Genomic DNA, 20,199 nt, shown 5'->3' on the forward strand with positions numbered 1-20,199 from the left:
AAAAAACTTGGTTAAAAATCAGTAAACAAGCATTGTATAATTATTGGTCAAGGCTTTCAGATTTCTATCTTAACAGTGTAATTAATCTATTATGCTAACGTAGCTTAGCTAATTTCTTATGAACGTTTACCCAAACCGTAAATTCTGGGAAGATGATTTAGAAGTACCAGTTAACTACTTACTTGAGCGTTTTCACAATACAGAAGTCCGTCATTCTTGGATGAATTCACTTTCTGGTAGGCAGTTAAGTGTTATCTTTCAACACTGCTTTAAAGACAAGCTAAATGGTCAACTCTTTGATGATCAAGACTACGATAACACATCCATACAATATAAACGTAAAGTGATTGCTAAACATTTAGACTCTCTAGTTATTTATTACCTGATTAGCTGTTTTGAACGTGCAAAGCTTGAAGCTACTGTCAGTGAAATTGCAAGATCTGCATTGACTGAGGAACTCATGAAATCCTACCTTCTAAAAGGTAACAATAAATACGACAAAAAGTCTTTGTTATTTCTATTGTTTCATGTAGATCACAACCTTTTAAAGTCTGTCTATCACTTTGAAAAAATACAAAGAAAAGGTTCTGTATCATTTGCTCTTCAAAAGACACCACGACAACCAAATGTTCCATTTAAAGACTTCATCTCTCAGGAAACCATAGTGCAGATACTGAAAGAAGACGACATTAAACGCAATGACGGTTTTGAAAATCAATTACAAGGTTTCTTCTACCATCAAAATCGTTTATATGTATTAGTTCGTAGAGCTAGTGGTATAGATTTACTACTAAACTCAAATAAGGTTATTCATGGTCATAAGCCAGATTGGATGATTTTGGATTTTCTAGTTAATGGTACTCAAGTAGATCTTACTGCCAAAAATATTGATCAAGCTACAGAGATAGCAAATAGCATTGCGAGTCGTTATTTTAGCTCTGAATGTGTTTTTGTAAACGCGCAGGATAAAAACTTTGCAGAGCAAGTATATAAATTCATTAAAGTTTGTGTTGATGGCTCTGATTCAAATATATTCACTTTTGAGTTAAAATTTCAGTCAAATCGTTTCAATTACAGCTATACTAATATCACTTTGACTGTTGCTCCATATGATCCTATTGCACCGGAATTGCATGTTTTAAAGCCATTTGTAGGAGACATAGTGCCATTTATAGAGTCGATTAAAGTAATATTTCAAGGCAAAAAGATAGGCTTATTTTTCAAGCGAAGTGATGAGTATATAGCAATTTACTACTCTGAACATCCTCTGAATAAAAGGGAAAGAGAGGATTTTAAAGCATACATAAAACAATTTTATGGTCTTACAATCTTGCCAAGAGCAAATCTCTGATCTTCTTAATTCTGGCAGCTCTTGGGTTAATCCAAATCAAAATTATATCGAAGCAGCAAGGTATTTGTCGAATCTTGAATTAATTAAGATGCAAGAGAGGGCCTATATTATCTGCTCTCATAGACAAGATAAATTAGATTGGCCAAATATAGTTGATCCATACTGTAACAATGAGATTTTCATTGATGAGAACTTTAACGAAGCATGCGATAATATAATTTGTGAAAATTGCAACCGTGATATTTTACCTAATACCTACAAGAAGCAAAGATTTCACCGCTTATCTGCATATTTAAACCCAGAGAAATTTATGAATTGGTTTGAAGGTCAGCTAAGTAATACGCATTTCATGTGGCAAAAAGTGGAAAGTGGAGTTTATCATGTTGGTGGACAAGGTAAGATTGTAAGTTTAATCATACTTGATTTTTGCACCAATCCAACATTCTTAACGATAGATAAGCTTAAAGCTAATCCAACTGTATTAATAATACTGAGAAAAAATCCATCAAACATACCTCTTGATTTGCCCATAGTAAAAATGGTTGACCTTTTCTTTCAGCATAAGACGTTAATTGAAGTATTCCAAGAAGCAGCACAAAGAGGAGTACTAGAGTTCATACCAAATACTTCAATGCAAATCTTACATACTGCACTTAATCTAATTGAACCTCCTAAAGAGAAGGAATTGCTAAAGTTGCAATTGATAGAGGGCTCACTTTACGTAAACAATATAGAGATTCTAAATAAGAAAGCTGTAGCATGTATGAAGGTTTTTCGCATATTATTTGAACAATTTTTGCATGATTGTAAAAAAGAATTACCTCCTGAAAAACACATGTTGCTTAGCATAACTGAAATAGAAAAGCGCCTAAATCTTGATCCAGAAGCAGATCCAGAACATCACATCAGAAAACCACTAAACACAATCCAAAGAACAATAAAAACCACCTTAGCTAAAAAGTTAGGATTAAACATCGAACGTAATGATGTGATTCAAACAGTTGGTTGGCCTGGATCATCGCGTAAAGATTATGGCTACCGTATTAACCCTTTCACTGTGCTGATAAAAGTAGTTCGTTAAGTTTTTAGTAGATTAAAGTCTCTCCGGTTCAAATCACCTATAAATAGTTTCCCAGTTCCCATTTTACAGTTGGAGCAGGGCTAGTAGCTTTTGGTTTTATATCACCTGCAGCATAGGTGCTTTAACTGCTCTTCATATTGCCTTGCATTGACAAATTTTTTCCTTCAAAGAAGATTCACTCGTTGAGATTTCCAAAATGGCACCATGCAAGCCTGCTAAAAACAGTATTCACCTATTGTAGATAAGGTATGTTTTTTGTCTCTTTCAGGCTTTTGTTTTTTCTTAAGTCTTTACAGCTAAAATAAAACGTGATATGGCTGCACAAGGTTTTCTATTGAGTTAAGCTACACATGCCCCTCATTGGGTTTTTAATGTAGTTTACAAGAGTTCTTTGGGTTAAACCTATAAATTTGGGTCCACCAAGTGGTATAATTACTCTAAAAAGCATTAAAAATAGGAATTAAAAAAATAGACTGTTATCAAGATGAATTTTTCTTCAACTGCTTCTGTGCTAATAATCACAATAGATATATTACATACTACTAATATGTAATATATTATATATATAAAGGAATCTGCCATTCTGCCAACTTGCTCAAATCAGCCATAGAAGGGAACTTTGGAACATATTTCAAGTTGGCAACTTTCTGCCATTCTACCAACTTATTACTTTTTCTAAGCTACTGATTTTCTTATATTTTTATCAATTTTAAGTTGGTAGAATGGCAGATTCTTCAGTTTGCCAACTTGCCATCTTGCCAACTTAATATATAATTCTACTATCTCCTTTTGCAATGTTATACATTTCTTGGTTTTTAGCTGTTAACTGCATTTGGTAAAAGATAATAATTTGGAAATTTTTGGTATAATCTGTGCTCCTAGGTCCTGATCTTTCTCAAGCAGCTCATTGAAATAGTATTTTCTCTCCTCTCTTTAATTCCTTAGTCCTACTATATTCAAATTTTCAGATATTTTTAAAAGGCTTGCCAGACATGTTTATATCTGTTCTATAATTATCTTTTTAGCATTTGTATTTACTTTGCTATTTTGTTGAATGGGTATTTACTTCCAAAAAATTTTTGTTTCAGACCCCTAATTCGTTTGCTATCTATAAAGAGGCTATTTGCTTCTTTAGCTTTCCTATAGATGTTATCTATAATGAAGATTGAGTAACATTATATTTTCATTATACTAATAATAATTAACATTGTATATTATCTTTCCCATATTATTTCTCAGAGTTATGTAAGACCCATACATCCCTATTTTCCACAGGTAGAGTCGCTCCATTGTTTGGTACAAGATAGTAATCTGGTTTTACCAATACATACTGATTTTCAGCAATTTTTAGCTCCATGTCTTTTACACATAGGTAACCATGCTTCGATCTTGTGTTTGATAATCCATATTCATCACACTTCTTGAAAAATTTTATATGACCTATCATTGCAAGATTACTAATTCTTTCACGAATGCTACGATCACTACCAAGTCCGAACTTTCCTTCAAAACACTTTGCAAAGCTAGCTGCAGTATATACTTCTCCTCTATACGCTTCATTAGAGATTAACTCTAAAATTATATCACATCTTCTTAGACGTTCTAAATCCAATTTAGTATTATAGCTAGACCTTACTATTCTTTCTGAATTTAATGTATCATCAGATTGTACAAACGCACCGTTATGCCAATAAAATGAAATCTTTTCTTCGTTAGATGCAGAATAATTTGACTTCTTACGGCAAAGTACTCGTTCATTACCAGAAGCATCAGCTTTATCTGGCTTTGACAAGTACCAACGAGATCTTACTGTATTATTCCACGCAGTTGAACCACCTGTACCTGTTTTACGTATTATTCCTGAATCAGAAGGATGAGCACATAATAATACAGCTCCTTTTATTACTTTCACTATTTTTCCACAACAACTTTGAATAAATTGTCTCACATGAGAGCGATTGTTTTCATTGCCACCAAATAAGTCTGCTGCTGTATCTAAAACTACTAGCTTTGGTTGAAACAATTTAATATCTTCAAGTAATTCTTCAAAGCAATGAGTTAATTTACCTATATCTTTGTTATCAAATATCATGAGTAGATTATCTTTCCACACTCTCGATAAAAAGCCAATATTATCATGAAAGTCACAGGATTCCATATCTAACTGATATAATCTATTTATAGCACACTGTCTTCGCCACAGCTCTTCTGTATCATCTTCACAAAATACACCATATGTCTTCATCTGCTCAATTTCCATTCCCAACCAAGATTTACCTGTGCTCGCTGCTGTCATTAGTTGTTGAGCAAGTAGAGACTTTCCCATACCACCATCACCGTAGAGAGCCGTAACACTTCCAATAGGAAGCCAATCTTTAACAATCCATTCTCTTTCTGGAGCAATATTAGCCCAAGCTCTGGTATCTATTCTCAACGATTTTTTTGAAGGAGCCTTTTTTGTACTAAGGATGAACTCTTTAACATTTACACCTTCTTTCACGCAATCAGCAGCGTCCCAACCCTTTGGTTTATCTTTAGGTATTTCCAAAATGCAAAGTTCTTCAACTCCAAGACAAGTAAGTTTCATAGCAGATTTTTCAGCGTATTTCTTACCTGCTTCATCATTATCTGGCCATATAATAATGTGTTTACCTTTAAGTGGAGTCCAATCTGTTTTTTCAATAGGTGCATTTGCTCCAGACATTGCTGTTGTTGCAGTTATTCCTTTCTCTATCAGCGCTTCTGCACATTTTTCTCCTTCAACAAGAATAACTTTATCGGACTTCAAAATACCTGGAATATTATAGAGTGGCCTTATCTTCGGTGCACCAAAGTCGGACTTTTTTATATCAAAAGGAAGATATCGCTTCCCATTATCATCATCGTAACGATAGATTCTAACAATAGCTTGGCCGTTTTCACCGTAATAATCCCAATATGCAGTTGGACTACTTGAAGTTTTGAAATGACCAAGCCACTCAGCTATAGAAGCCATTACTTCAGGAAACTCTATTCTTGTACTTTTTCTATTTACTCCCGCCCAAAGGTCGATAATGTCACCACCTTCTCCTGTTGCAAAATCATGCCATAGGCCAGCTTCACTACCACTTAATTCTACTACTAGACTCTTTCCTTTATCACCTTGTACATTGCCTACATAAAACTTATCACCACGAAAAGTTCCTCTTGGTAATAGATATGAAAGGCATGATCTGATATTTAACAGAAGCTGAGCTTTAAGTTGTTCTTTTTCTACTAACGGTGCATTTTTTCGTGGAGCTGCAGTATTAAAATCACAATAGATACCCATAAAATCTCCAATATATTTAAAGTTTAGAAATTTGGTTAAGCTGTGGCTATCCAGCGTCCGTTAACCATGTTTATGAATTTTGTTGGTATTGGTTTGCCGTTTTTAAGTTCGTACATCAATTGCAGAGTATTCCTTTCTGGCCTAAATATCATTACTCCAGATGTATATAAACTTCTTAAAACATTAGCACCACTCAATGCTTGAAATGGATTCTTTTTTAACGTGGTTGTTGACACTTTTTTTGTGTAATGTGTAACTATTACTCCAGCCGTAGGATTAGTTATAGAGCGTAGTTCATCAATACTATTTTGCAGAAAAGAGATCATACTCCTATAATCAAAAACAGAGTCTATTACTATAAGATCAACTGTTTTTACATCGAGATTTTCCGACATAATTTCCTTTATTTTTTCCACATTCAAAGTTAACTGTACTTTTTTAGTAATAACTAAGTTTTCTGTTCCTTCATCAAGGATTTTCTTGCTGATTCTTAGCTTCTGTAAGCGCTCTCTTATGTAATCATATTCCATTTCATTCTGTAGATAGAATATCTTAAGTGGCTTTGCAGGCTTCATACCAAGAAATGATACTCCAGCAGCTAAATGTACTAACATGGAAAGTAGAAAATTACTTTTTCCTATTTTTGGAGTTCCACCTATGACCAAAAGACCACTTGGAGTTAGAATTCTTGGGCCTATTATATCTTTTGGCATTGGTGATTTATCATTCAAGTAATGCCTTGCTGAAAACGATGTAATTTTATGTTTTGTTGTGTTTTCTTTAGTATTTAACCACTTCTTAGCGGAATTTATATCACCTTTCACTAAAGTCCAAAGATCAATGATATCACCACTAATTCCTTTAGTAAAATTATGCCAATTTCCAGCTTCTTTACCCACTATTTTAACTGTAATCATATCCCCGTCACAGTTGCCAACATAAGTCCTCTCTCGATAAAAATTACCGTTTGGAATTAGGTAAGGTACACACTCCTTAATATTATCAATCAATAATCCTTTTATTTCCTTTCTCTGCATAAAACCCCCATACATACTTTTCATACGTTTAGAGCTGAGATTAGCTAGCTCACAAACAGTTTCAAAAGACTCTGAATCAAACCATTTAATTGCTTCTTTCTTTAGCTCTAGATTTTTTCCTGCTGCATCTTTGATAGCTCTCTCAATTACAGCAATCCAGAGCTTCTCTTCGTCGTACTTCAAAATGGCAACCAATCAACTTCAGATTGTTCTGGAGTAATAACCGTAGCAATCTTGTTCTTTTCTCCATACCGATCAGCTTCAATGCCAACTTTTGCAGTAAACTCTACCCCGTTAAAGTCAGCTATAGAGTTGACTTTTCTAGCAATAGCTGCTTTTTCTGAAGTGTCATTTGAATGAATGTTCCGTGCTGACTCCAAAATACTTCTAAGCATAGAACGACCAGATTCTCCCCAAGTATCTTCTCCTTCAACTCTTGCTTTGCCACTTTTAATACCAATTACTTGAAAAATCTTGCGTTTTGCATATGGACCTTCAGTGACAGTAAATTCAACGTTTAAATAGATGCTGCCAGTAGTGTAGCTTTTCGTGAACCAATTTTCATAACCTCCTGGTTTAATTGCCATTTTTACCTTGACTATTGTACCTTTTGGTATTAAATTACTCTGTAATTTTGCAGTATTAAAATCAGTTAAAAAATCTGTTAGCATATTGTTCCCTATAAATTAAGTAAAAAAAAGAATCAACTCCATTGGTCTACAAGTTTCCAACGACCATTTATCTTATCGACAAGCTTGCTTGCCACACGTTCACCATTTCGCAGCTCAAACACTATTTGACGGGTAGTGCTTTCTTCATCATGAGCAAACATCACCATGCCAGTGCTATAAAATCCACGTAAAGATCCAGCACCGCTTAGGCCTTGAAATGGATCTTCTTCCAGCATCTTTTTGGATAGTTTTTTTGTGTGGTGGGTAAGGATTATACCTGCATCTGGATTAATAATGTTCCTCAGTCTTTCAAGCGTTTTTTGCAAAAAGAATAGCATAGCGCTGTTGTCATTTTCATTACCATATTCACTTGAGTTAAAAATGTTACGAAGAGGATCAATTGCAATAATATCAGGTTTGAAACGCTCTTTAACGGTGCTTTTGATCTCATCTATTTCTTCACTGCTGAAAGATAATTGCACTCTTGGCGTGATAATTAAGTTATTGGCAGCTATATCCAAAAGTTCTTGGTCGAATGTCAGTTGCTGTAAACGCTCTTTCATGTATTCATACTCAATTTCAGTTTGCATGTAGAAAATTTTCATAGGACGACTAGGAGTCATACTGAGAAATGAAACTCCGGCAGCCATGTGAATCAACCAGGAAATAAGAAAATCACTCTTGCCAATCTTAGGTGGGCCACCCAGTACCAATAGACCTCTTTTAGTTAGAATCCTTGGTGCGATTATATCTTCTGGTATTGGCGATTGATCATTCAAATATTCTTTCACACTGAAAAAGGGAATTTTTTGACCGATATTGAAAAAGCTTTGTTCCATAATAATTATTCTCCAATTTTTAATTAAGCAATAGGAGCCAAAGTTTTGGCTTTAATTTTCGCAAGTAATTTACCCAAATGTGGTTCTTCAACCATATTCAGGCAGCCACTTCGATCTTTAGCTGGGTATCCCCAAGTATTAATAGTCTGACAGATAAATGAACGTACTTCTGTGCCATTATCTTTCTTAATTCCAACCATGCTGATTACCTCATCAACAATACCTGGAATCTCACTAGCAGTTTTAGCTCCTTCACATTGAGGTAGCCAAGTTGGACGATTGCAGTCATCGAGATATTGACCTAATGTGCCAACTATGATGATGTCTTTATCTCTGATATGTTGAAACTGATTGAGCCAAGCCATCATCTCTTGAGCAAGTAACCCATAAGCAGCTCTTTTGTCTTCTTTTCCCGATCTATCAGAAAAACACTCAGGTTGCATCCTTGCCCATAAAAGACATAAACGTGAAGCAACGGTTATACTATCTACAAAGATGCATCGGTATTTAGAAGTCTCAGAAAGAAGATCTTTATACTTGCCAGATACATGTTCATGGTGTTTTTGACTGTATGCTTGGTCAGATTTCAGCGCAGGGTTTGGACCACCAATTAGGCAGGCAATATCCCGAGCTTGATTCCAAGTACGAACACTAATTGAATCTCCCTGCCAATCTTGAACAGCAAGCAGACCTGCTTCAAAGTCAAGACATAGTGTTGGTTCACTTATAGTCTTTAAGAGGCTGGTTTTACCAATACCGTAAGGACCAAAAATTACTACTTTTATGCCTGTAGTTGTTTTCAATCTTTCATTATTGTTTAAAATTTTAAAAGTCATTTATTCACCTCAATGGTATATGTTATATATTCAGGAAAGGTAGAATTTATGTTCAATTTTTCTTTTTGCTCTTGTAGTAGATGGAAGAGAGTTTTATACGTATTTTTCTTACCATAGTATTTAAAGTAGTTCTTGATATGTTGTTCATCTTAGCAACTTCATATAAGTTAAAGTACTTGAGTTGTTCGCATATCTTTTGCATCTTTCTTGGTAGCGTTGAAATCATGTAATCTACATCAGTACGTTTTGCTACTTCATCTTCAAAAGCTTCTGTTTTCTCAATATTGACGTAGTTATTAATGTTGCGTTTAATACATAGTTGTTTCTCCAATAAGTTATTGGCACGACGTTCAGTTAATCTTGCTACAAAAGTGTTAAAGCTACCTTTACTTTCATCATATCTATCAAGATAAGTCCAAATTTCACAGAAAAGTTCTTGCTCAAGATCTTCATGAGTTTCATGAGCAAAGCATTCAAAAAGTTTTAATCTCTTAGCTTGATACCGTATATTTTGAACAACTATGGCAGTTTTTAGTTTCATAACTTTTCCCTAAAACAATTAATGCTTTAAGGATGAGAACTTATAGGTGCACTTTGTAGGACAGGAGCAAAAATAAATAATACAGATGCAATTTTTAACCTATTGATATTCTATTGTTTTTTTTCGAGAATAATACAGTTCGATTTTTAAATAATACTGCAACAAAAAATTAGGCAAAAATTCATTTTTTTTGGACAAAAATTTTCCAAATCCTGAATATATATTATATAAGCCTTTCAAACTCATCACAGGTGTCAATTCTTACACAATCAGGAAGAGCAGCAATAGCAGCCAGCATAAAAGAGCAAGTTATACATCTTGCTTGGGGAACAGGTGATTCAAGCTCTGGAAGTAGCCATCAGGTCGAAAAAGTTTTTGTTGAGGGTGAAATAGCTCTAGATCACCACACTATTAAAGATGTAAGGGTTTTTACAGGACAAACAACTTATCAGTCAAGTATAGATTATATAGTTGATAGCAGTAGTGGTGTAATAAAACGTACGGAAAATAGCTCTATCAGGGCAAATAGTGCAGTTACTGTAGAATATAGTGAAAGCACACCACCAGAGCTGATAACTTCTGAAAAACTGCTCAATGAGCTTGGCAGACGTACTGCGAACGAAGTGCTCTTCTGCACAGGTGATGAGAATGGAGAGCTTGTTACTCCCTCCGGAAGGTTTAGGCCCTCAAATGTACCAACTAATAATCTCTATCTTAAATTTACTTTCGATTTCACGGACGCAGCAAATCAAGTTATCAGGGAACTTGGGGTTATGGTTGGTACTAAAGTAAAAAAAGGATTACCTACAGGACAGAGATATTTTGAGCCAAAAGACATTGAAGATTCAGGAATTTTGTTGGTACTTGAACATACGGTACCACTTATTCGAACTGCAGCAACTCGGGAAACTTTTTCCTTTGTTGTCACATTTTAAAAAACTTAAAGGGAGAAAAAAATGATAAATGATGCTATTGTCCGTCTTCAGAAGATGGGACTTGATGATTTAACTGCAAAGCAGCTGCTTAGTTTTAAAGATAATGAAAACTTCTTATACGACTCAGCATTTAAAATTACCGACTTATTCGAAGATAGATTTGTCGAAGCGGTAAAAGATATATTTTTAGAAAGCACAGCACGGGATATCTATCAAAAAGCTGTGGCCAGGAAAAAGTTTATCTCAATTTACATGGCAAACGCTAGGAACATCTCTGAGCCTCATTATCGAGCTCAACGTTGTTGTAACATACATTAAAATTTACAGGAGAAAAAATGCAAATACCAAAAATCTTTAATACCGACGATTACAATCAATGTGAAAGTTGCCAATCGGTACTTAGTCCTGCAGCTTATCTGGTTAAATTATTGGAAATAGTTGATAAATATGAGCAGCCACCTAAATTACTTAAAAAACGTCGTCCTGATCTCTACGATATTAAACTCGATTGTGACAATACCAACAAGGAAAAGCTATATCTTGAAATTGTCAATGAAATAATGGAGAAAAATCTAAAACTTACGCTTAAAGAAGATGATGTCCTATGTAAGCTTGCAACTGCCAAATATCCTTTTAATCTTCCAGCAAATTTTCCGCTAATGAGTATACGTGCTTACCTTAAGAAGCATAAGACAAGCTTAGCAGAGATATATAAAATACTGATTGAAAATGCTGACACTGATGCAGAATTTTTGAGTCTTTCTCCGGAGGAATATGAAGTAATTACGTCTGATAATGAAACAGAAGCTTATTTAAAAGAGGTATATGGAATAAAAGATGGAAAAATAGATCAATTGAAAAATGTTGATAAATTCATTGCACAAACAGGTATAGAGCATGATAAGCTTCAACCATTACTTGATAGCTATAAAGGTGCAAAAAAACTTACTATTACAGAACAAACTATAAATAATCTTGATAATCAAGCACTGAGCTTTCTACATCGCTTCATTCGTTTAGCAAACAAACTTAATTGGTCATTTGCTGAATTAACTCAAGCACTAAATGGGAGTAAAATTGATCAGAAAAAAATAGCAAAGATTAAAAATCTACAAGAAAGATTTAAGCAACCTTTAGCTAAGATATTTGCATTGTATGCTGATAGTTTACCAGAGAGTGTATCAAGTAAAATTGACAGTCTACCAGAATTTAAAGCACTTTTAAGTCAAAAAAGCCTCAAAGATCTAGCTGCTACAGCAAGTAATTATAGCGCATTGCAAAATATTTTAGAAGTAAACAGTAATGAATTAACTGCTTTGATTAACTACCACAATGATCAAGAGGTATTCGGAGAAAAAATTTTAAAAGTATATAAACAAGTTCTGCTTGCAAGATTAGTAAACATACCAATAGCAGAGCTCTTATTACAATTAAGCGTAGAAGGAATAAATCTGGAAAATGTGGTTGAATTTAATGATTGGCTCACAAAACATGCAATTACGACAGAGCAAATACGCAGATTGATTGATCCTGCTTCAAGTAAGCAACTTGCGAAACAATTATATGAATCAACAAAAGAAGTAAAAGATTCGCAGAGTTTCTATAACGAAGTATATAAGTGTGTAGGCAACATTCAACCTGAAATACTCGATGCTATTTATGCATTTACTGTTGATCCCAATAAACCACAGTCATTTTCAGACAAAGGATTTTTAGAAAAGCTCATTCATAACATAGATGTATTTACAACGCTAAAGTTTGAAGTAGAGGGTATTACAAGTTACAAAAGTGTCTATGGAGTAGAGGGAAAATGGTCAATTGAGCAGATTCGGACTCTGTTAAACTATAAAACACTTAAAGCATCATATTCTACACTACCTGAATACATTAACTGGTTATTTGGCAATGACTACAGCAGTGATAAAGTAACGGAGAAAATGGTTCAGCTTACTGGTTGGAGTAAAGATACACTCGAAGCTATTAAAAAAGTCGAAATATTTAAGCAATATTTTGGCAAGCAAGATTCGGTGAATTCTTTAATGAAGATTAAGTCTCTCATGGATATAGCTGAAATCAATGTCAAAGTTCTACTGAAGCTTCAGGATTTATACAATTTAAAAGCAAGTGAAGGATGGAAAAAATATACCGATACTGAAAAAGATTTAGAACTGATCACTGAAAAAGACGAAGGATATTTAGCAAGAGAAAAGCGAGATATTCTAGCAAGGTACATGATACATACTAATCCAGGTCTGAAAAACATGAGAGATCTTTATGGATTTTTGTTGATCGATGTTGAAATGAGTGAATGTTCAAAGATTTCGCCGATTAAAGCAGCACTAAATAGTGTTCAGCTATACATTCATCGCGCTATGATGAAGATAGAAAAAGATAAAGATAAGGATGTGGAGATTAAAGGCCTGACGGAAGAAGAATGGAAATGGCTGTCCAGTTATCGTGAATGGGAAGCAAGCAATAAGATAAAATTATATCCAGAAAACTACTTAAATCCAACATTACGTAAAATTGTTACTCCAGAGTATAAGAAACTACAAAACACGCTCATGCAAGGAAATATCACCGACGAAGGAGTAAGTGATGCATACATGAAGTATTTTGAAGATTTTGAACAAGTAACTAGTTTAAAAATAGTTGATAGTTGTTATGAAAAAGTAGAAGGAAAAAACACACTGTACGTTATTGGCAGAACTCTTGCGCAACCATACGATTATTATTACCGCGCAGCAGTATTTGATCAGAAAAATCAAAATATACTTTACTGGACTGCGTGGGAGAAAATAGAGGCATCGATTCCAGTTGAAACAATAACCCCAATACATGCATTCAACAGATTATTTATATTTTGGGTGCAACAAATTGAAAAAAGTGAAAATAACGAAAAAAGAATCGATGCAACGATTAATTACATATTTCAAAAACCAAGTGGCAGTTGGACAGCACCACAGAAGCTTGCAAGTGATATTAAAATAGATCCAGTTGATGAAGCAAAAAAATTATACTGGAAGAAAGTGGCAGCTTTTTACCTTCAAGAAGAGAACGGAAAAGAAAAACGGATAGTAATTGTTATCGGCAAAACAAAGTTTGATAGTGTAAGTTTATCTAATCTATTTACTCTTGATGAAGATTTAGTTGCTAGTAAGAATCAGAAAGGAAAGTTTATTAATAATCTTCCTTATAAATATCGTATTATCGACCTAAACAAAAGTTTCCTTAATCGAAAGAGTATAACGATTACAGGAGTTGGCAATAAGGTCATTTTTTTTGGTGGCAGGAGTGGCAATTATCCAAATTATCAATACTTTTCACAAGTAAATGTTTACGATGATAACACAGGAAATTGGACAACTCATACTTCTAGCGAAGCACGATATCAACCAACAGTAGGAATAGTAAGCAACAAAGCTATTTTCTTTGGGGGTACTACAAATAATCGGTTCTCAAAGGAGCTATTTTCCTCAAAAATAGATATTTATGACAGTGAAACAGGAAGCTGGACTACTCATACTGCTAGTGAAGGACGGTGGGATGTAGCAGTGGCAGTAGTAAATCACAAAGCCGTTTTCTTTGGAGGTAAGAAGATTAATGGTGAATGCTCAGCACGAATAGATATTTATGACGATGAAACAAGAAGTTGGACAACATGCACTACTAGTGAAGCAAGAATGAGTGTAACAGTAGCGGTAGTAGGAAAGAAAGCTATTTTTTTCGCAGGAAATAAAGGTTATGATAGTAGTAATCATGTAATATGTTCTTCGCAAGTAGATATCTATGATAGTGAAACAGGAAGTTGGACTACTCATACTGCTAGTGAAGGAAGGTATAGTGCAAGAGTAGGTGTAGTCGGCAAAAAAGCTATTTTTTTTGGAGATATAAAAACTATAGATAATTCTTCAAAAATAGATATTTATGACAGTGAAACAGGAAGTTGGACTACTCACACCACTAGTGAAGCACGGAAATGGATATCGGTAGCAGTAGTAGATAAGAGAGCTATTTTCTTTGGAGGTTACAAATCCTCACAGATAGATATTTATGATGATGAAACTGGAGAATGAACAGTACATGCTGCTAGTGAAGCGAGGGCTTTTGCAGCAGTAGCAGTAATTGGCAAAAAGGCTATTTTCCTTGGAGGAAATAAAGGTTTGAGAAATGGTAATTTTATATACTCTTCGCAGGTAGATATCTATAATGACGATGAAGTTGATGAAAATAAAAAATGGACTTCACACACCTTAAGTGGAGAACTAGGTAAAGACAAAGTTGCAGTAGTTGGCGATAACGTTATTTTCTTTCGTAGCAAATTAGATGGTAAGTATTGTGAAAAAGTATATGTTTACAACAATGAGGCTGATTATTGGACAACCATAACTTCAAATATTAAAAGCGATGCCTGCCCTATCATTCGAGGTGATAAAGTATCATTTTTCGGTACTGATGAAAATAATAACGTATTTAAACAAGAAATACAAATAAGCATTTCATACCCTTCTTATGATGTAATTAACCGTGATGATAAACTTCATTTAGGGAAAACTAAAAATATCTTTGAAACTAACGTTACTAATAAAAAGGATAATGCTGAACTTCTACATAAAGATGATGATAAAAAGTGGTTAACATTGCTAAGTAATTTTAAAAAGTCCTTATCCCAGCAAGTAATCAATAAACCTGGTTGGTTCATCGTTGAAGGTAACCTCGAGCGTGAAAATATTCGTGAGTCTTTCTTGCTTTTACCTAAAGATTACGATCTACCTGCAATTAGTGAGAAATCAACTTACAAGATAAACAAAAGTGAAAATAAGCTTGAGTTTGAATATGATGGTAAAAGCCAAAAATCTAACTTTCAAGATATAAAATTCTCTTTTACGAGGTTAAACATCACCGGCAATGTTCGCCATTTACGTCAAAAAGCTTATGCTGGTGGGCCAAAAAGTATTTTAACTCTAAAGTCACAGAAAATAGAACAACTTCCATTTTCAAGATTTAATCCAACAGATAGTATCTCTCATCGTCCAAGTGATACTTTGGACTTCAGTGGCGCTTATGGCCTTTATCTATGGGAAATATTTTTCCATATTCCAATGCTGGTTGCTTGGCACTTGCACAAAGAACAGGACTTTGCTACAGCAAGGAAATGGTATCAATATATCTTTAACCCTACCAATAATAATAAAGAATGGCAGTTTTTGCCTTTTGAAAAGCATAACAGTGATAATATCGTTGAGTCGATAAATGATACTCAAACTGCTGAAGAACTGGCAATTGATCCATTTGACCCATACACCATTGCAAAACAACGTACCACTGCATTTGAAAAGTATATCATCATCTCCTACATAGATAACCTCATTGATTGGGGAGATATGCTCTTTGCTAAGGGATCTTGGGAAGCATTAAATCAAGCTACGATGCTGTATATCAGAGCTTGGGATTTACTTGGCCCAAAACCTATTAAAAAAGGAAATTTTTCAGTTCAACCTCAATCCTTCAGTGAATTAAAAGACCATGATTTATTGAAAATGGAAACAGAACTACCAGCTGGTTCACAACTCGCAGTTCAATCTGATGAAGCTCATGATCTTATCAAATACAGCAATTACTTCTGCACACCTGAAAATAAGAGCTTTATTGGTCTATGGGATAAAGTTGAAGATCGCTTATATAAAATAAGACATTGTTTAGATGTTAGAGGAAAAAAAGCAGTATTACCTTTATTTCAACCACCACTTAATCCTAAGCAATTAGCAGCAGCAACTGGCAGTTATTCTCTAGCACTACCAGAGGTGAAGCTAATACCACATTATCGCTTCAGTAAAATGGTAAGTTATGCAAAATCGATAGTTGAAACGGTGATAGAATTTGGCTCAGAATTACTTGATGTTCTGGAAAAGAGAGACGCTGAGTCACTGACTATTCTTTACAACAAACAAGAAGGAATAATCAGTAATTTAATCTCATCGGTTAAAGAAAAGACCATAGAAGCCTTAAAGAAAGAAAAAGATGCACTGAGTGCAAGTTTAAATAATGCTGAGGAGCGTGAATCGCATTATGAAAGTTTAATCAATGCTGGACGTTCATACCATGAAGTGAAAGGAATCTTATCATATTCTGAAGCAACTTCAACAAGACTTGGAGCTTGTGGTATATTTGGAGCTGCAGCATTAGCACATTGGATACCTACAGTATTTGGTTTTTCTTTTGGTGGTGCTAAACCTGGCTTTTCTACACAAACAGGAGCAGATTTTCTGACTACTCTAGCAGATATTAAGAAAGAAGGTGCAGAATTATCCAATATCATAGCAAGTTATCAAAGACGTGCTGAAGATTGGGATCTACAGAAAAAATTAGCTGCCTGTGATGTGAAGCAGATCAACCACACAATAGAGGCAAATCAAATTAATCAAACCATTGCTGAGCAAGAATTAAAAGTACATAAAGAGTCAATCAAGCAAAACCAGGAAAAAAGGGAATTCTTTGAAAGTAAGTTTACAAGTAAAGAGCTCTATGACTGGATGAAAGGGCAAATAGCAATAATATATTTCCAAGCTTATAAGATGGCTTTAGAGATGGTAAAACAGGTGGAAAAAACTTATCAGTATGAGTTGAATAACGATAGAGTATTTGTTACAGCAAGCTCTTGGAACAGCTTAAAAGAAGGATTACTTGCAGGTCATAGCTTGAAGTTTGCTCTTGAGCAAATGGCCAAAGAGTATCTTGATAATAATGAAAGAGCTCTGGAGATTACTAAAACAATACCTCTAAGTCCTATTGCAATCAATGAGTTAAAAACTCAAGGAAGCTGTAAGTTTGCATTAACAGAAAAAATGTTTGATCTTGATTTTCCAGGTCATTATTGTCGTAAGATTAAAAGTATAAGAATTACTATTAAAGCAGAAGTTGCTCCTTATCAGGATATTCATGCTACATTGCAACAAACAGCCAACAGAGTAGTACTGAAACCTGAGATTGAGGCAATAAGGTCATTACTCGATGAAAATAATGAACTCAGTGATAATCAATCATTAAGAGTAAACTGTAATACAAATCAGCAGATAGCAATATCAAAAGGAAACCAAGAAGATAGTGGATTATTCGAATTAAACTTCAATGATGAACGTTATCTACCATTTGAAGGTACAGGGGCGGTATCTGATTGGATTTTAGAGCTACAAAATACTGAAAAAGTTTCTGATGTGATTATACATCTTGATTATACTGCATTTAACGGAGGAAAAGAGTTAAGTAACAAAGTAAAAGCTCTGCCGAAGCTAAAATACTATTATGACATGTTGGCAGTGAAGTTAAGTGAGGTAGATCAAGAAAAGTGGCAAAGATTTAAACAATCAGGAGAGTTTAAGTTTAAACCTTCTTTTTCGACTCGAATTAAAAATCCAGAAATTGATTTAAGTTATAACGGTGTTTATCTCGTACCAAAAATAGCAGATGGGAGTGAGGTAAATATAAAACTGGGTAATAATGTTTGGGATAAGGATACTCATAAAGTAACTGTAACTGAGCTGGAGAATGATTGGGTCATTAAAGCAACTAATGCGAATAAAATAGAGGAGATTACGGTGATAATCCCTTATAAGGCTGAAGTCAATTGGAAGTAACATGAGTTTAAACGGCTATTACAATCGCTTTGATCCTGACAAAGAGTACGAAAAAAGCTTATTCCTGGCAGGAAGGGGTTTACAGTCAGCAGAATTAAACGAGACTCAAGAGTATGCTCTTTTCAAGCTCAAAGGCATAGGAGATGCGATATTTCGTGATGGTGATGTTATAACAGGAAGCAACTGTATCATAGATGGGGAAACCGGCGAAGTCACACTTGAATCGGGAAAAATCTATCTTCGTGGAGCGGTGAGAAAAGTAGGGGGAAAAAGATTTATTATTCCACTGAATACCACAGTTCGCATCGGTGTTTTTTTCGCCCTATCCACTATTACAGAACTTGAGGATGAGAATCTTCGTGATCCTGCCGTTGGTACACGTAATTATCAAGAAGTAGGGGCAGCAAGACTTAAAGTTTCCACCATTTGGGGTTATCAAGCAGAGAATGTTTCTCCCACTTTTTCTACTGATGGAGAATTTTATCCAATTTACAACATTGAAAACGGAGTATTAATAGAGCATTCACCGCCACCACAAGCAAACATAGTAACCACAGCGCTTGCTCGTTATGACAAGGAGGCAAATGGTTCCTACGTCGTAAATGGGCTAGAAGTGATGTTCCTCCACAAAGAAGAAAAGGGAGAAGAAGGGGTAAAAAAGGGTAAAAAAGAAATTTTTGTGATTAATGAGGGCAAAGCTCATGTTGATGGTTATGAAATTGAGTTGCCTCACAGTATTCGTGTTTCTTTTGATGAAGATCCAGATATAAAATCAGTTGAATCAGAACCCCATACTTTTCAGCCAAACAGCGAAAGAGTAATGGAACTGAAGGTTAATGATTTTCCAATCAGCGAAATCAAAAAGGTTGATATCACTGTTCAAAAAACAGTTACCGTTACTCACGGTTCATACTCTGGAGCTATTGATCCGATACCTGACTCTGCGGTACTTGAGATTATTCAAATTAAACAAGGTGATGTTATTTATGAAAACAGTATAGACTATAAGTTAAACGCAGGAAACGTTGATTGGTCATTACCCGGCAAAGAACCAGCTCCTGGAAGTAGTTACTCGATAACCTATCGCTGTCGCACTCATGTAAGCCCTGAAGATATAAATGAAGAGGGATGTAAAGTAAGGGGAGCAGTTGATAACAGCTTGGTTCTGATTGATTACACCTGGAAGATGCCACGCTTTGATTTAATTACTATAGATAGCAAAGGGGTAGTAAGGAGAATAAAAGGAATTGCCCACCCTTGGAAACCATCAATGCCAAAAGCACCTAGCGGACAACTTTTACTCTGCTACATTCATCAGACGTGGAAAGATGGGGAAAAAGAAGGGGTGAAAGTAATGAATAATGCTGTTCATGCTGTACCGATGAATGAACTTGAAGCAATGAAAAAAGGAATAAATGATCTTTATGCATTAGTTGCAGAGGAGCGTTTACGCAGTGATGCAAATTCAAGAGAGCCTACCACAAAAAAAGGGGTATTTGTAGATCCGTTCTTTGATGATGATATGCGCGATCAAGGAATTTCGCAGTCTGCAGCAATAGTAAATAGAGAGCTAGTTCTGCCAATAGATGTAGAAGTTGCAGATATTGAAAAAGGTGGGGAAAGATATCTTTTGCCATATGAACTTGAACCGGTACTGGAGCAGCTTTTACAGACTAAAGGAGAAAAGATTAATCCATATCAAGCTTTTGATCCAGTCCCGGCACAAATTACTCTAAATAAAAACATTGACCACTGGACAGAGGTTACCACTAATTGGAAAAGTCCAGTAACCAGAGTATTTAATGTTAAAGAAACAACAGAATTGCTGTCAAGTACTTCATACGAAGCTGAATTTATGAGAGAAGCAGTACAAGATTTTGAAATTGAAGGTTTTGAGCTAGGTGAAAGGCTTAAAGAAGTAAAATTTGACGGCATCATTATCCAACCTATGTAAAAATAAAAAG

Annotated in this window: 13 protein-coding genes; 7 read left to right on the forward strand and 6 right to left on the reverse strand. The window is 34.8% G+C overall.

Features of this window, described 5'->3' with window-relative positions:
* Positions 1–118 precede the first annotated feature (118 nt).
* Together ABWU73_RS05295 and ABWU73_RS05300 are read left to right on the forward strand one after the other, a co-directional pair.
* Positions 119–1,351, forward strand: a complete 1,233-nt coding sequence (locus ABWU73_RS05295; RefSeq protein ID WP_065095464.1) for a hypothetical protein — start codon at positions 119–121, stop codon at positions 1,349–1,351.
* On the forward strand, positions 1,317–2,432 hold the full coding sequence (locus ABWU73_RS05300) for a hypothetical protein (protein ID WP_065095463.1): 1,116 nt from the start codon (positions 1,317–1,319) through the stop codon (positions 2,430–2,432). Before ABWU73_RS05295 ends, ABWU73_RS05300 begins: the two co-directional genes overlap by 35 nt.
* Before the next feature lie 1,228 nt (positions 2,433–3,660).
* Here the strand turns inward: ABWU73_RS05300 and ABWU73_RS05305 are convergent.
* The 6 genes from ABWU73_RS05305 to ABWU73_RS05330 are packed head-to-tail and all read right to left on the reverse strand — an operon-like array spanning position 3,661 to position 9,666.
* Positions 3,661–5,742, reverse strand: a complete 2,082-nt coding sequence (locus ABWU73_RS05305) for an AAA family ATPase (protein ID WP_082941387.1) — start codon at positions 5,740–5,742, stop codon at positions 3,661–3,663.
* Positions 5,743–5,777: 35 nt separating this feature from the next.
* A complete protein-coding gene (locus ABWU73_RS05310; protein ID WP_065095311.1) occupies positions 5,778–6,962 on the reverse strand; it encodes an AAA family ATPase in 1,185 nt (394 codons plus the stop codon).
* Positions 6,959–7,450 (reverse strand): hypothetical protein, encoded by a 492-nt coding sequence (locus ABWU73_RS05315; RefSeq protein WP_065095312.1) that lies wholly within the window; start codon positions 7,448–7,450, stop codon positions 6,959–6,961. Before ABWU73_RS05315 ends, ABWU73_RS05310 begins: the two co-directional genes overlap by 4 nt.
* 32 nt (positions 7,451–7,482) lie before the next feature.
* Positions 7,483–8,289, reverse strand: a complete 807-nt coding sequence (locus ABWU73_RS05320) for an AAA family ATPase (RefSeq protein WP_065095313.1) — start codon at positions 8,287–8,289, stop codon at positions 7,483–7,485.
* Positions 8,290–8,312: 23 nt separating this feature from the next.
* On the reverse strand, positions 8,313–9,125 hold the full coding sequence (locus ABWU73_RS05325; protein WP_065095314.1) for an ATP-binding protein: 813 nt from the start codon (positions 9,123–9,125) through the stop codon (positions 8,313–8,315).
* A gap of 52 nt (positions 9,126–9,177) precedes the next feature.
* Positions 9,178–9,666, reverse strand: a complete 489-nt coding sequence (locus tag ABWU73_RS05330) for a sigma-70 family RNA polymerase sigma factor (protein ID WP_065095315.1) — start codon at positions 9,664–9,666, stop codon at positions 9,178–9,180.
* A 251-nt stretch (positions 9,667–9,917) separates the two neighbouring features.
* Here ABWU73_RS05330 and ABWU73_RS05335 point away from each other — a divergent pair, with 251 nt between their 5' ends.
* The 5 genes from ABWU73_RS05335 to ABWU73_RS05355 all read left to right on the forward strand — a co-directional run bounded on the left by ABWU73_RS05335 (position 9,918) and on the right by ABWU73_RS05355 (position 20,189).
* Positions 9,918–10,601 carry a hypothetical protein gene (locus ABWU73_RS05335; protein WP_065095316.1) on the forward strand — a complete coding sequence of 228 codons (684 nt, stop codon included), beginning with the start codon at positions 9,918–9,920 and terminating at the stop codon, positions 10,599–10,601.
* A gap of 21 nt (positions 10,602–10,622) precedes the next feature.
* A complete protein-coding gene (locus tag ABWU73_RS05340) occupies positions 10,623–10,919 on the forward strand; it encodes a hypothetical protein (RefSeq protein WP_065095317.1) in 297 nt (98 codons plus the stop codon).
* Between the two features lie 17 nt (positions 10,920–10,936).
* A complete protein-coding gene (locus tag ABWU73_RS05345; protein ID WP_353285473.1) occupies positions 10,937–14,677 on the forward strand; it encodes a neuraminidase-like domain-containing protein in 3,741 nt (1,246 codons plus the stop codon).
* Positions 14,678–14,764: 87 nt separating this feature from the next.
* Positions 14,765–18,235, forward strand: coding sequence for a hypothetical protein (locus ABWU73_RS05350; protein ID WP_353285474.1), 3,471 nt, complete (start codon positions 14,765–14,767; stop codon positions 18,233–18,235).
* A gap of 1 nt (position 18,236) precedes the next feature.
* Entirely contained in the window at positions 18,237–20,189 is a 1,953-nt protein-coding gene (locus tag ABWU73_RS05355) for a DUF4815 domain-containing protein (RefSeq protein ID WP_341810180.1), read from the forward strand.
* Positions 20,190–20,199: the final 10 nt, after the last annotated feature.

The organism is Wolbachia endosymbiont (group A) of Andrena helvola, assembly GCF_964028415.1.
Lineage (GTDB): Bacteria > Pseudomonadota > Alphaproteobacteria > Rickettsiales > Anaplasmataceae > Wolbachia > Wolbachia pipientis.

What these genes read in the sequence shown, in the direction of transcription:
- ABWU73_RS05295 (WP_065095464.1), top strand. Translation starts at nt 119, where the DNA reads ATGAACGTTTACCCAAACCGTAAATTCTGGGAAGATGATTTAGAAGTA.
- ABWU73_RS05320 (WP_065095313.1), bottom strand. Translation starts at nt 8,289, where the DNA reads ATGGAACAAAGCTTTTTCAATATCGGTCAAAAAATTCCCTTTTTCAGT.
- ABWU73_RS05355 (WP_341810180.1), top strand. Translation starts at nt 18,237, where the DNA reads ATGAGTTTAAACGGCTATTACAATCGCTTTGATCCTGACAAAGAGTAC.
- ABWU73_RS05300 (WP_065095463.1), top strand. Translation starts at nt 1,317, where the DNA reads ATGGTCTTACAATCTTGCCAAGAGCAAATCTCTGATCTTCTTAATTCT.
- ABWU73_RS05325 (WP_065095314.1), bottom strand. Translation starts at nt 9,125, where the DNA reads ATGACTTTTAAAATTTTAAACAATAATGAAAGATTGAAAACAACTACA.
- ABWU73_RS05315 (WP_065095312.1), bottom strand. Translation starts at nt 7,450, where the DNA reads ATGCTAACAGATTTTTTAACTGATTTTAATACTGCAAAATTACAGAGT.
- ABWU73_RS05340 (WP_065095317.1), top strand. Translation starts at nt 10,623, where the DNA reads ATGATAAATGATGCTATTGTCCGTCTTCAGAAGATGGGACTTGATGAT.
- ABWU73_RS05330 (WP_065095315.1), bottom strand. Translation starts at nt 9,666, where the DNA reads ATGAAACTAAAAACTGCCATAGTTGTTCAAAATATACGGTATCAAGCT.
- ABWU73_RS05305 (WP_082941387.1), bottom strand. Translation starts at nt 5,742, where the DNA reads ATGGGTATCTATTGTGATTTTAATACTGCAGCTCCACGAAAAAATGCA.
- ABWU73_RS05345 (WP_353285473.1), top strand. Translation starts at nt 10,937, where the DNA reads ATGCAAATACCAAAAATCTTTAATACCGACGATTACAATCAATGTGAA.